Here is an 11532-nt window from a genome sequence, read left to right as displayed (position 1 = left end):
CCGAAGCACCGACCTTTAGTTGCATGCTTGTCAAACTGGGAGTTGACACCGCGCGCGTGAAATCAGGTTGGAACGAAAGCGAAATGTGCCAAGGCTACGGACAAACTTCGCGGATGTCCTGCGCAAATAACCTGACAGACGGTCTCCCGCGCGGTAAGTTGCCTTTGTTGGGGGGCTGTCAATGAAAAGACGACTTACGACGGTGCTGGCGGCAGATGTCGTTGGATACTCGGCGCTGATGGATCAGGACCGGCAGGGCACGTTGGCCGCGCTCAGGTCGTTTCGTGAAGACACGCTCAAGTCCTTGCTTGAGGCGCATAAGGGGCGCCTGATCAAAAGCATGGGGGACGGGTGGATTGCCGAATTCCCCTCGACATCTGACGCCGCCGATTGCGCGATTGCGGTCCAATCTGCACCGAAGGCAGACACCATTCGGCTGCGTATCGGTATCCACACGGGCGAGGTGATCTCGGATGGCGACGATATCTTCGGTGATGGGATCAACATCGCCGCGCGGCTTGAGGCATTGGCTGAACCCGACCAGATCCTGATCTCGGACACGTCGCACAACAGCCTGGACCGGGGTGATGCGGCCCAGTTCGACGGGGGCGAGCAGACCGAGTTGAAAAACATCACGCGCCGCATCGGTGTCTGGTGCTGGCCCAAGGGGACGTCGGCCAATCTGTCGACCTCGGCCGACACGCGCCCCGGGATCGCCGTGCTGCCCTTTGACAATATGTCCGGCGACCCCGAGCAGGAGTTTTTTGCCGACGGCATGACCGAGGACATCATCACCGAGCTGTCGCGGTTTCGGTGGCTGATGGTAGTGGCGCGCAATTCATCTTTTATTTTCAAAGGAAAAAGCACTGATATCCGCGAGGTCGGGCGTAGCCTGGGCGTTCGCTATGTGCTGGAAGGGTCGGTCCGTCGGGCGGGCCAACGTGTTCGGATTACCGGGCAGTTGATTGACGCGGAAAACGGCAGCCACCTTTGGGCAGATCGGTTTGATGGTGTGTTGGACGATATTTTCGATCTTCAGGACAAGGTCACGCAAGAGGTGGTGACAGCAATCGAGCCGTCACTGCGTCACGCTGAAACCACCCGCTCGCGCGCCAAGCCAACCGAAAGTCTGGAGGCGTATGAGCTGTATTTACAGGCTCTGTCGCATTTCCATTTGCTGACCGATGAAGACAATCGCGAAGCGATCCGGCTTACCACTCTGGCACTGGAGCGCGACGCTGACTACGCAGCCGCAGCCGGGTTGTTGGCATGGCTGCACATCCAGCGCCTTGTGCAGGGTCTGGAACCTGTGGGCAAAGGCCCCAAGGCCGCCGTAGCTGCCGCCGAACGCGTGTTGATGAGCGACCGGGCTGACGGAATCGCAATGGCCTATGCGGCGCACTCGATCTCGATGCTGGCGCGGGATTTACCGCGCGCACGGTCTGCTTTCAAACAGGCGCTGGCCGAGAATCCGAATGCCGCGAGTGTTCATATGCTGGCTTCGATCAACCTGTGCATGCTAAATCGACCGGACGAGGCACTGGATCATGCGACGCAATCCGTTGAACTCAGCCCCAAGGACCCGATGCGACACGCCGCGCATATTGCCCGATGCAGCGCTTTGTTCCAGCTTGCCCGGTACGAAGAAGCCGCCGCAGCCGCGCGTGAGGCTCTGGCCGTTCGGTCCGGTTTTGTCATGAGCCACTTGATGCTGATTGCCGCGTTGGGGCAACTGCCGGATACAGCCGCGGCGAAGTCTGCGGTCAATGACCTTAATGCGCTTCGGCCCGATATCACCGCGTCTACCGAACAAGCCAAACTGCCTGTGTTTTCGATGACAAATGCTTCGGAAAATTGGCGCGCCGGGTGGCGGAATGCTGGTCTTCCTGATTGAAGAAAGCGGAAAACGCCCGCGGGTTTGACGGGCGCTTTCTCATGGCGCTTCAGGGGCGGTCAAGCTTACTCAGAACTTGCCGTTCCCATGTGCCATTTCGGACGGGATAGGTGAGACGACGTCCCAGTGCTCTACGATCTTGCCATCTTCCACGCGCCACAGATCGAAGAAGGCCCAGGGTTCGCCGCCCATGACAGCATCGGTCGCGACAAAGACGAAATTGCCCTCGGCCACGGCGAATTGAGGCTCAAACTTGGTAATTATCATTCCCTGTGCAGCAAATGCTTCGATCGCGGCCATCAATCCCGACAGGCCGTCTTCGATTGACGGGTTGTGTTGCATGTAAACTTCGGGGTCCATGTATTTCGAGACATTCTCTGGTGCTGCCCCGCCCAACACGTCGCGTACAAAACCCAGAACCAAGGCTTTGTTTTCTTGGGTCTTGTCGAGATCGGTGATCTCAACCGCACCATCCGTCATGCCGCGCCCTGACGCGGTGGTTTCGGGGATAGGTTGCAAGTTGTCCCAATGTTCAACCACTTTCCCGTCTTCTACGCGAAAGATGTCAAACGCAGCGAGCGAGGACGCGCCGAACGCGTCGGCATTGTCATAGGTGTTGTGCAGTACGACCAGATCACCTTCGGTGATCACGCGATGGGTGGTCGCGGTCATACCAGCCTGACCGACCAACGAGATCAGGCCCATCAGTCCTTCGGCCCCGGTCGGTACCTGCGGATTGTGCTGAACATAGTCGGTGCTTACCATCTGACGCGCAGCTTCGGGGTCATGGTCCAGGAAAGCGGCAGAAAAAAGTGCGAGGACAAGATCTTTGGGGGTCATGGTGAATTCCTGATGATTCGTGTTGCGTTGATAGTAGGTATCAAAAACGCACCAAAGGGCAATTACGCACCTTAAAGTCACCGGGTTACTTTTAGGATACTGGCGAAAAAACAGTATGTTGCATTTGTGCTATGAGGTATTGTAGTCGTTTCTGGTATTCATAATGAACTTGAGGGTGTCATGCTTCCCATTGGCGTTAGCAATAAAGCCGAAGCGTCGAACTGTTCGATCCGATCCGTTTTGTCCAACGTCACAGGCAAGTGGCGGATGATCATCATTCTGGCGCTGGAAGATGAGCCGAAGCGGTTCGGAGAGCTCAAGCGATGTATCGGTGACGTTACGCAAAGGGTGCTGACCGAAAATCTGCGGGGGCTACAGCGGGATGGATATTTAACGCGTACTGTCGATCCCGGTCCGCCTGTCGCTGTGTCTTATGCACTGACACCTCAGGGCCGCAGCTTATTGGAACTGCTCAGGCCGCTCGTCTACTGGTCGCACGAACAGATGGATCAGGTTAAGACCGCGCGCATGGAATATGATCGAGCCGCTTCGGACTGACAGCACAATAGCTTCGATAGATCGTCCCGAACAAAAAAAACGCCCACCAAATTGGCGGGCGTTTCGAATTGGACGAAAAAGCGCTTAGCGGCGGATGCCCAGCTTTTTGATCAGGTCCTGATAGCGTGCTTCTTCCTTGCCCTTCAGGTAGTCCAGCAGTTTACGGCGCTGGGCGACCATTTTCAGCAGACCGCGGCGACCGTGGTTGTCTTTTTTGTGGGTCTTGAAGTGCTCGGTCAGGGTGGTGATGCGCGAGGTCAGGATGGCAACCTGGACTTCAGGCGAACCGGTGTCGCCGTCCTTGGTTGCGAATTCTTTCATGACGCGTGCTTTTTCAGCGGCAGTAATCGACATCGGGGTCTCCTTGTAAAAAGGTTAAGGTTAATGGCGCAGGCCGGGATGTCGTCCAGCACAGGCCCATGGAGAAAACCGCACCGATTCCGATGCGGATGCGCGCGTATAAGCGGATTTTCGGTGGATAGCAAAGGGATTCTGCCCGATCAGCCCAGCGCGTTCAATTGCGCCAGCGCGCCCTCGCCAATCAGTTGGATATCCTCGGCGGTCAATCCTTCGGCTGCCAGCAGTTGCACGGCGGTCTGCCCGTTGATCACGACATTTGTCAGGTTGTCATCTTCGGCATCGGGTTCAACCTGAATGTCGGGGTCTTCCTCGCCGGTCCACGAGATCAGCAGCTTGTCTTGACCGGGCTGGAAATCCATCACTGTGACCGGGTCGTCGCCTTCTTCCGGGGTAACGATGATTTCATCCGTGCCATTGCCGCCAGTCACAATGTCGCCCCCGTCGGCCAGAATGGTGTCATCCCCTTCGCCACCGTTAAGGAAATCGACCTCATCCTCGCCTTCGGCGTCTTGTCCGATTAGAACATCGTCGCCGTCGTCCCCGAACAGCGCATCCTCACCCGCGCCGCCGTTCAGCGTGTCGTTGCCATAGCCGCCATGCAGTGCGTCATCCCCGTCACCCCCGCTCAGCCTGTCGTCGTCCTGACCGCCATAAAGATCGTCGTCCCCGACGCCGCCCTCCAAACTATCCACGCCGAAATAACCGTAGAGCGTGTCATCCCCGTCCTCTCCGGTCAGAAGGTCATCGCCATCCTCGCCATGCAGAATGTCATCGTCCAACCCACCCACGACCGTGTCGTCCCCGTCCCCGCCATGCAGGGTATCATCGCCCGCGCCGCCAATCACGGTGTCATCCCCGGCATAGCCGTTGATCTGGTCGTCGCCATCTTGACCGGTCAGAATGTCCTGCTCTTCAGTACCAGCAAGGATCAGATTGCCTTCGTGTTCGAAAATGACAGTTCCGGTTGACGGTGCGTCTGGCACATCGTCAATCTCAAGCAGATTGCCTTCCGAGATCTCTTCGGCGTCATCTTCAATGACTTCGTCTTCTTCGGGCTCGTCCTCGGGTTCAAAAATGTCGCTGATCGCATAGGCCGCGCCACCCAGTGCTGCGATGCTGAGAAACCCGATCATGAACATGGAACCCCTCCGCGAACGCATTGCCCCGAGGATGATTTATCCCATGCGTTCAGGTGGTTGGTCAAAGACTGCTTGGGGTTGTGGTTAACCCTTTGTCACCATAGCTCGGGTTGCTGGGTATAGGCGATGTAGAGCGGGTGTTTCGGGTGGCCCGCCTTGGTAAGTCCCAGATGGAACAGAGGATGCCCGGTGCCGCGCAGCAGGGTCTCGACCGCCGGGCCGCGGTTCAGATGTTCTCCATGCGTGCCCCATGCGGCGATGACCTGATCGGCCCATTCGACACCGTCGAGAATGGCCGCGTCATTCGCAGGGCCCACCGGATCGGTGGCGGCGCGCATCTTGCGGGGGTCGGTGTCGCGCCAGGCAAAGATGTTCGTCACTTGAAACGCGCCAAACCCCAGCGCCCGCGCCCGCCGTTCACAGCGTTCGACGGTGGGATCGTTCTGCACCTCGGTCGCGGTCGAAGGGTTGAGCATCACAAACAGCGCCTTGCGCCCGCCCGCATCCCACATGCGGGTCAGGCTATAGCGATACTTCTCGCAATCGGAGTAGACGGCGGTCGAGGGCGCATCGCCCTTGGTGTGCGTTCGGGTGATCATGCCCCCGCCTAGCACGGCGTTCAGGCGACGAACACCCGGCTGGGATGCAATTCGCCGGATTTATAGATGCCCACGGCCACAGCTTTGCCATCAAGTGAGGCCCAAGCCTCGTCGCCATATTCCACGTCGCTGGCCAGCACCATGCCCGGATTGCCATTGCGCAGACGGGTGGCGCCCTCGGGGGTACATTTCAACTCGGGCAGGTCGGCGAGGCCGGTCTCCAGCGGGTGGAGGTAGTCATCCAGAGCCTCGGTCTTTGCCATTTCGTCGATCTGGTCGACGGACAGTCCATCTTCGACCTCGAACGGACCGGACCAGATGCGGCGTAGTTCTTTGACGTGGCCGTGACATCCCAGCGCCGCACCCAGATCGCGGGCGATGGAGCGCACATAGCCACCTTTTCCGCAGGTCATTTCCAGCACCACATGATCGTCATCCAGGCGGTCGACAAGGATCAGCTCCTCAACCCATAGTGGCCGGGCGGACAGCTCCACATCCTCGCCATCGCGGGCCAGTTTATAGGCGCGCTGTCCGTCGATCTTCACGGCTGAAAACTTGGGCGGCACCTGCATGATGTCCCCCAGAAACGGGGTTAGCGCCTGTTTGATGTCGTCATCCGAAGGGCGCGCATCGCTGGAGGCGATCACCTCCCCCTCGGCATCGTCGGTATTGGTGGCCTGACCCAGACGCACGGTGAAGGTGTAGGCTTTCAAGGCGTCGGTGATGTAGGGAACGGTCTTGGTCGCCTCACCCAGCGCCACGGCCAGAACGCCGGTCGCCTCGGGGTCCAGCGTACCCGCGTGGCCCGCCTTTTTCGCATCCATCGCCCACCGCACCTTGTTGACCACGGCGGTCGAGGTCATGCCCGCAGGCTTGTCCACCACCAGCCAACCGGAAATGTCGCGGCCCTTGCGTTTGCGTCCCATATTACACCTTGATTCATGCTGAGGCGCGCGGGGTAGCGGATCACATGGGCGCTGTCAATTTACAGGTGCGATTTCGACCACACCCACGATGGGCCCCAGTGAAAAGCCGATATCTGAGCGGCCCCCGGCCCGGTCATACATGCGTGAAATATTCCCGTCGAAGAACAGTGCGTTGGGGGTTTTCAGCACGTCCCGAAACAGGCTGCCGAATTCGTGGAAGGTGACGTAATCGTCCGAGATCGCAAACACCGCGCGGGTGCCATCAGCACTAGTGCCCACCCCGTTGCGCACGAACAGAGAGGTCGAGTCGGGCAGAAAACGCGGATGCAGCTCTCCGTCGATCACCAGCATGGGGCCGGATTGGGTGGCAAAGCGGCACTCGGGGGCCTGATCCACATAGTCAAGCGTCTCGAACACATCGGCGCGGCCCTCGCGGATGCAGAACACCCCATTGGGTAGAAGGCCGAAATTGCCGGGGCCGGGGTTGGAGATGACGCGCATCTGCTCTTGGCCGTCCTCGACATAGTGACCCACGGGCGAGCGGTCGTCATGATACATGCCCGCATTCATCGCAAAGGCCAGACGTTCACCGCCGGGGGCCAGCGCCTCGTTCACCGAGGAGAAATGCCCCAGCAGATCGCCATTGTCGTCGTTCAGAAACAGACGCAGCTCTTCATTGGCCGCGTCCACCTCGCAAACAGTGTATCGCTTGGCGTCGTGGGTGACTTTTTCACAGCTCACCGCGCCAGCCTGCGCGGCCCACAGGAACGTGCCCAATGTGACCAGCGTGCGGATCACTCGTCCAGATCGCGGCGCACCGCGTCCTGTTCGAACATGCGGCGGGTGTCGTCCAGACGGTCAAACGTGTCATCCAGACGGAACCGCAGATCGGGCGAGAATTTCAGGTTCAGCTTCTTGCCGATCACGCGGCGCAGCTCGCCCTTGTTGCGGGCCAACAGGTCGATCACGTCCTCCTGCCCCTTGCCACCCAAGGGCAGCACATAGGCGGTGGCGATCTTCAGATCGGGCGAGGTGCGCACCTCACCTACGGTGATTGACATACGGTTCAGGTCGGGGTCGTGGACATCTCCGCGCGCCAGAACCTCGGACAGGGTGCGGCGGATCAGTTCGCCGACACGCAGTTGCCGTTGGGACGGGCCGGGGCCATCGTGGAATTTGTTCTTTGCCATGTCTTCGATCTAAGCCCAAATCCCACCTTTGCCAAGCGGGCGCGAACCGGGTAGGAGGCTTTGAGCCGATTGCAATGAGGGAAGCAAGCCATGACCCATATTCCGGGGATCGTCATCACAGGAGCTTCGGGCCGTATGGGGCAGATGCTGATCAAGACCGTGTCTGAGAGTGATCAGGCGCGTCTGGTCGGCGTTGTTGAACGCGCGGACCATGACTGGATCGGTCAGGATGTGGGCACGGCGATGGGCGGCCCCGCGTTGGGCGTCACTGTCACAGATGACCCACTGGAAGCGTTCGCGCAGGCGCAGGCGGTGATAGACTTCACCGCGCCCGAGGCGACGCTGGAATTTGCCGCGCTGGCCGCACAAGCGCGCTGTGTACATGTGATTGGCACCACCGGTATGACGGATGAGCAGATTGCCGCGCTGGAACCTGCCGCGCGCCATGCAGTGATCGTGCGGGCGGGCAATATGAGCCTCGGCGTCAATCTGCTTGTGCAGCTGACCAAGAAAGTTGCCGCCGCGCTGGATGAGGATTTCGATATCGAAGTGATCGAAGGTCATCACCACCACAAGGTCGATGCGCCCTCGGGCACTGCCTTGATGCTGGGTGAGGCCGCAGCCGAAGGGCGCGGGGTCAATCTGGCGGACGTGTCCGATCGCGCCCGCGACGGCATCACGGGCGCGCGCAAACGCGGCGATATCGGTTTCCACGCCATTCGCGGCGGAGACATCGTGGGCGAACACGATGTTTTATTCGCAGCTCCGGGCGAACGTATCGTGCTGCGCCATTTGGCCACCGACCGCGTCATCTTCGCCCGCGGCGCGCTGAAAGCGGCGCTGTGGGGGCAAGGCAAAGCCCCCGGTCAGTATGATATGGTGGATGTGCTGGGGCTCTGAGCTATGGACGTGCTGACCGACGGCCCTATGGTCAGCTTATGCAGACCGTAAGATCTCGAGCACTTTTGGGCCTGTTGCTGATTGGGTTCTATCTGACTCTGCTGCCTTTCGTTGTACACGGCGTAGGTATGATCGGTATCGGATTGTCCGCAGCCGCTGCGCAGCAAAGCTATTTGTTTGCAGATGGGCAGCCCGTCGGCAATTTGGCGATGGTGCTGCATATTTGCGCCGGAACTGTTTTGGTCGCGCTTGTTCCTTTGCAGCTGCTGAAAGGGGTGCGGCGCACGTTCACCGGCTTTCATCGTCAGCTGGGCAGAGTGCTGGTCGCATTGGCGTTGTTCACGGGTTTGGCCGGAATGACCTATATCCCCCTACGTGGCACGATCGGTGGGTCGGTCATGTCGGCGGCCTTTTTCCTTTATGGGCTTTGCCTGTTCACGGCAGCGCTGATGGTGGCGCGTATGGCGTTGAACAAAGACCGTGCCGGTCATTGGGCTTGGGGCCTGCGCCTGTTCTGGCTGGCGCTGGGATCGTGGCTTTATCGGGTGCACTACACGATCTGGTATCTGTTGACCGGTGGGCTGGGGTCCGAGCCCGATTTCTCGGGCCCGTTTGACCTTGTGCAAAACTTTGCGTTCTACGTGCCATATCTGATGGCCGTTCAGCTATGGATCACCCGCAAGCAACGGGCGCATACTGGGGCTTTGCCTACACGTCCTTAATCTTGTCCGCGCGCAACGGGCAAGACAGGTAGACGCCGAACTCTTTCCCGATATCGGCGCTGACGCGCGCATGAACTGCGCCCTGACGGTCAAGAAACCGCTGGCTGTCTTCGACCGGGAAAATTCCCTCGTGCCAGATGCCGGGATGAATATAGAGCCCGCGTGAGCCGTCACACCAGAAGGCCACGACCTTCTCGGGCGTCAGGTTGTCGCCGGGCAGGGCAGCAGGAACGATGAAGGGCTTGTTGTCCAGGGGCCAGAACATCTGACCGCCATCCGGGTGATAGTTCATGTGCCACAGCAGGACCTGATCACGAGGCGCGGTTTGGCGTGCCTTTTGCGCCTGCTGCGGATCGGCGGACCAGCCCAGAACATAGTGGCCTTTGACCGCCTCGTTCTCGCCATAGAGCACGTCGCCTTGCCAGTCGCATTTGAACGTGCCTTCAACCCAGCCGCCTTCGTCACCGGTGCCCTCGTCGATGGGCCGCCAGCCTTGCTGCGGCCAGCAGGTGATCTCGATCTCGAACCCTTGAGGGTCATCGACCAGACAACCGTAGCCTTTGACGGATGCATCGGTGGCTCGGATCAGGGGCACCTCGTGCCACGGCAGGGACGGCTTGGTGCTGGCTTCAAAGATGTACTCAGGCGCGGTCATGCGGCCTCCATATGCTTATCGACCATGCGCTGCACCATCGGGGCGAAATGGGCGAAATCGGGGGTTTCCATGCCCGCGCGTTTGCCAGCCTCGTCCAGATAGCGGACCTGAATGATCTCTTTCAGGTTCGGGTTGGCCTCGAACGCGGCCACCTCTTCGGGGTTCATCGGGCCGCCCTGCAACTCCAATGTGTGGACCGAGGCGGTGGACAGCCGGTTGAAATACTCGGGCTTGGTGGCGCAGAGATAGCGCTTGGCCGCCACGTGATACCGGCAGCAATCGGTGATGACGGACGGGAAGAACTGCTCCAGCACTTCGGCACCTGCATCCTCGTGGTGGCGGTCTTCGGTGTCGTCGGGGTGATAGGTGCCGAACTCGGACGTAAAGTGGCCGATATCGTGCAGCAGGGCGCCGACGATGATTTCCTCGGGCATGCCGTTCTGTTCAGCAATCGTGGCCCCTTGCAGCATATGTTCGGCCATGGTGACGGGTTCGCCCAGATATTCCTCACCGCCGCGGCGGTCGAAGATGTCGCCGATGAAGGCCACGATATTGTCGCGGTTCAGGGTCGAGAAATCGGGTTTCATTCCGCCGCCTCCGGCTGAGGGGCATCCATTGCCGCCAGCGTGGACAGCAGCCCGTCCTTGTCGGCGTAGCAGCCTTGCAGCCACCGCGACCCGGCCCCGGAATAGCCCAGCCGCGCATGCAGCACGCGGGTGTTGTCGACGATAAAGCTTTCACCCGGTTCCAGCTTGAACGACACGCCCATGGCCGGGTCGTCGATGATGGCTCCCAACTGACGGTAGGCGGCATAGTAGGCCTCCATCTGGTCAAAGGGGATGTCAACAAACGGCGCAGACGACCGATTGTTGAATCGGATGCCAATCAACTCGCCATCGGGCGACAGTTCGATCATCGGGCGGCGGGACCGCAGGCAAACCCCGTCTTCGCCCTTGTATTCAAACCGCGCCGGGTATCCGGTCAGCAGGGCAAAGCCCTCGGGGTTTTGATCACGCAGTTTTTCGGCTGCGCGGAAGCCATCGACCACGATTGACTCGCCACCTTCGGCGCTGTTTTCAAGGCAGTAGAGAATTTGCAGCGTTGGCACCGGGTCGCGATAAGGGTTGTCGGTATGCGCCTGCAAACCGAGCCCGGTAAAGGCAAGGTTGGTGGGGTTCACCTCAGTCCGAACCTCGAAATAAGGGCCATAATTGGTCTCGCGCACATAGCCGAACAGGTCGGCCACTTGCAGTAGCGATTCCGGCTCGGTCGGGCCGTTTGTCAGCTTGGCGAAGCCATATTCGGCGACAGCGGCCAGCCAGTTGCGCTTGGCAGTGGGATTGGAATGAACCTGCGTCCAATCTCCGGCGGGGGCTTCGATGCTCTGCGCCCACGTGGTGATGCCGGGGGCGAGGCGTCCAAACTCGGCACTTTGGGTGCGGTCATAGCTGTGTGCGGCAAGCCAGTCGGCGGGAAAGGTGACCGTCTTGTCTTCGGGCTGAAAGGTGACGCGAAGATCGCCCTCTTCCATCTCAGCGGCGCTTATCGTGGTATCGACGGGAATGTCACCGATGGTAATCAGGCGCTGACCATTGCCCGGCGCGCGGGTGTCGGGGTCCAAAGCGTTGTCGCGCAGCCAGATGGAGTGAAATCGGGATTGGGTGCCATCGGCAAATTCGACAGTCACGATCTGGGCCGTGTGAGTGGCAGTGCGCAGCATGGGGCTTCTCCTGTTCGGCGCGAGCTATG

Annotated in this window: 14 protein-coding genes; 4 read left to right on the top strand and 10 right to left on the bottom strand. The window is 59.8% G+C overall.

The features are described from left to right. Positions 1-181 precede the first annotated feature (181 nt). A complete protein-coding gene (locus tag AC2FJ6_RS10310) occupies positions 182-1894 on the top strand; it encodes an adenylate/guanylate cyclase domain-containing protein (RefSeq protein WP_480503431.1) in 1713 nt (570 codons plus the stop codon). A 69-nt stretch (positions 1895-1963) separates the two neighbouring features. Here the strand turns inward: AC2FJ6_RS10310 and AC2FJ6_RS10305 are convergent, their stop codons facing one another. Further along, positions 1964-2734, bottom strand: a complete 771-nt coding sequence (locus AC2FJ6_RS10305) for a nuclear transport factor 2 family protein (protein WP_480858119.1) — start codon at positions 2732-2734, stop codon at positions 1964-1966. A 180-nt stretch (positions 2735-2914) separates the two neighbouring features. Between AC2FJ6_RS10305 and AC2FJ6_RS10300 the strand changes: the two genes are divergently transcribed. Next, a complete protein-coding gene (locus AC2FJ6_RS10300) occupies positions 2915-3292 on the top strand; it encodes a winged helix-turn-helix transcriptional regulator (RefSeq protein ID WP_170772810.1) in 378 nt (125 codons plus the stop codon). Between the two features lie 84 nt (positions 3293-3376). Here AC2FJ6_RS10300 and rpsO read toward each other — a convergent pair whose 3' ends face one another. The 6 genes from rpsO to rbfA form a co-directional block, all read right to left on the bottom strand. Next, the gene (rpsO, locus tag AC2FJ6_RS10295) at positions 3377-3646 is read right to left on the bottom strand and encodes a 30S ribosomal protein S15 (RefSeq protein WP_008757925.1); all 270 of its coding nucleotides are present in this window, start codon (positions 3644-3646) and stop codon (positions 3377-3379) included. A 146-nt stretch (positions 3647-3792) separates the two neighbouring features. Further along, positions 3793-4791, bottom strand: coding sequence for a calcium-binding protein (locus AC2FJ6_RS10290; protein WP_170772808.1), 999 nt, complete (start codon positions 4789-4791; stop codon positions 3793-3795). Between the two features lie 95 nt (positions 4792-4886). Beyond that, a complete protein-coding gene (locus AC2FJ6_RS10285; RefSeq protein WP_170772806.1) occupies positions 4887-5390 on the bottom strand; it encodes a DUF1643 domain-containing protein in 504 nt (167 codons plus the stop codon). Between the two features lie 20 nt (positions 5391-5410). Continuing rightward, positions 5411-6316 carry a tRNA pseudouridine(55) synthase TruB gene (gene truB / locus AC2FJ6_RS10280; protein ID WP_170772804.1) on the bottom strand — a complete coding sequence of 302 codons (906 nt, stop codon included), beginning with the start codon at positions 6314-6316 and terminating at the stop codon, positions 5411-5413. A gap of 54 nt (positions 6317-6370) precedes the next feature. After that, on the bottom strand, positions 6371-7114 hold the full coding sequence (locus AC2FJ6_RS10275; RefSeq protein WP_170772802.1) for a phosphodiester glycosidase family protein: 744 nt from the start codon (positions 7112-7114) through the stop codon (positions 6371-6373). Beyond that, the gene (rbfA, locus tag AC2FJ6_RS10270) at positions 7111-7506 is read right to left on the bottom strand and encodes a 30S ribosome-binding factor RbfA (RefSeq protein WP_170401134.1); all 396 of its coding nucleotides are present in this window, start codon (positions 7504-7506) and stop codon (positions 7111-7113) included. Before rbfA ends, AC2FJ6_RS10275 begins: the two co-directional genes overlap by 4 nt. Before the next feature lie 90 nt (positions 7507-7596). On the opposite strand from rbfA, the gene dapB reads away from it, so the two are divergent. Next, a complete protein-coding gene (gene dapB / locus AC2FJ6_RS10265; protein ID WP_170772800.1) occupies positions 7597-8406 on the top strand; it encodes a 4-hydroxy-tetrahydrodipicolinate reductase in 810 nt (269 codons plus the stop codon). A 38-nt stretch (positions 8407-8444) separates the two neighbouring features. Continuing rightward, complete coding sequence (locus tag AC2FJ6_RS10260; RefSeq protein WP_170772798.1) at positions 8445-9128, top strand: DUF2306 domain-containing protein; 684 nt, start codon at positions 8445-8447, stop codon at positions 9126-9128. On the opposite strand, the gene AC2FJ6_RS10255 is transcribed toward AC2FJ6_RS10260, so the two are convergent. From AC2FJ6_RS10255 to tmpA, 3 genes are read right to left on the bottom strand one after another with little or no spacing between them, the layout of a single operon-like run. Beyond that, the gene (locus AC2FJ6_RS10255; RefSeq protein ID WP_170772796.1) at positions 9115-9783 is read right to left on the bottom strand and encodes an ureidoglycolate lyase; all 669 of its coding nucleotides are present in this window, start codon (positions 9781-9783) and stop codon (positions 9115-9117) included. The two genes, AC2FJ6_RS10260 and AC2FJ6_RS10255, sit on opposite strands and share 14 nt — an antisense overlap. Next, entirely contained in the window at positions 9780-10370 is a 591-nt protein-coding gene (gene tmpB, locus AC2FJ6_RS10250) for a (R)-1-hydroxy-2-trimethylaminoethylphosphonate oxygenase (RefSeq protein WP_170772794.1), read from the bottom strand. The genes AC2FJ6_RS10255 and tmpB overlap by 4 nt, the downstream gene beginning before the upstream one ends. After that, positions 10367-11503 (bottom strand): 2-trimethylaminoethylphosphonate dioxygenase, encoded by a 1137-nt coding sequence (gene tmpA, locus AC2FJ6_RS10245; RefSeq protein WP_170772793.1) that lies wholly within the window; start codon positions 11501-11503, stop codon positions 10367-10369. Before tmpA ends, tmpB begins: the two co-directional genes overlap by 4 nt. Positions 11504-11532 lie beyond the last annotated feature (29 nt).

It is taken from the genome of Ruegeria sp. CDSA089, from assembly GCF_059612205.1.
This window is presented reverse-complemented; position numbering and strand designations above follow the sequence as displayed.

Bases quoted from the DNA above. Each gene is read 5' to 3' on its own strand.
- AC2FJ6_RS10310 (WP_480503431.1), top strand. From the start codon at position 182: ATGAAAAGACGACTTACGACGGTGCTGGCGGCAGATGTCGTTGGATAC.
- AC2FJ6_RS10305 (WP_480858119.1), bottom strand. From the start codon at position 2,734: ATGACCCCCAAAGATCTTGTCCTCGCACTTTTTTCTGCCGCTTTCCTG.
- AC2FJ6_RS10300 (WP_170772810.1), top strand. From the start codon at position 2,915: ATGCTTCCCATTGGCGTTAGCAATAAAGCCGAAGCGTCGAACTGTTCG.
- rpsO (WP_008757925.1), bottom strand. From the start codon at position 3,646: ATGTCGATTACTGCCGCTGAAAAAGCACGCGTCATGAAAGAATTCGCA.
- AC2FJ6_RS10290 (WP_170772808.1), bottom strand. From the start codon at position 4,791: ATGTTCATGATCGGGTTTCTCAGCATCGCAGCACTGGGTGGCGCGGCC.
- AC2FJ6_RS10285 (WP_170772806.1), bottom strand. From the start codon at position 5,390: ATGATCACCCGAACGCACACCAAGGGCGATGCGCCCTCGACCGCCGTC.
- truB (WP_170772804.1), bottom strand. From the start codon at position 6,316: ATGGGACGCAAACGCAAGGGCCGCGACATTTCCGGTTGGCTGGTGGTG.
- rbfA (WP_170401134.1), bottom strand. From the start codon at position 7,506: ATGGCAAAGAACAAATTCCACGATGGCCCCGGCCCGTCCCAACGGCAA.
- dapB (WP_170772800.1), top strand. From the start codon at position 7,597: ATGACCCATATTCCGGGGATCGTCATCACAGGAGCTTCGGGCCGTATG.
- AC2FJ6_RS10260 (WP_170772798.1), top strand. From the start codon at position 8,445: ATGCAGACCGTAAGATCTCGAGCACTTTTGGGCCTGTTGCTGATTGGG.
- AC2FJ6_RS10255 (WP_170772796.1), bottom strand. From the start codon at position 9,783: ATGACCGCGCCTGAGTACATCTTTGAAGCCAGCACCAAGCCGTCCCTG.
- tmpB (WP_170772794.1), bottom strand. From the start codon at position 10,370: ATGAAACCCGATTTCTCGACCCTGAACCGCGACAATATCGTGGCCTTC.
- tmpA (WP_170772793.1), bottom strand. From the start codon at position 11,503: ATGCTGCGCACTGCCACTCACACGGCCCAGATCGTGACTGTCGAATTT.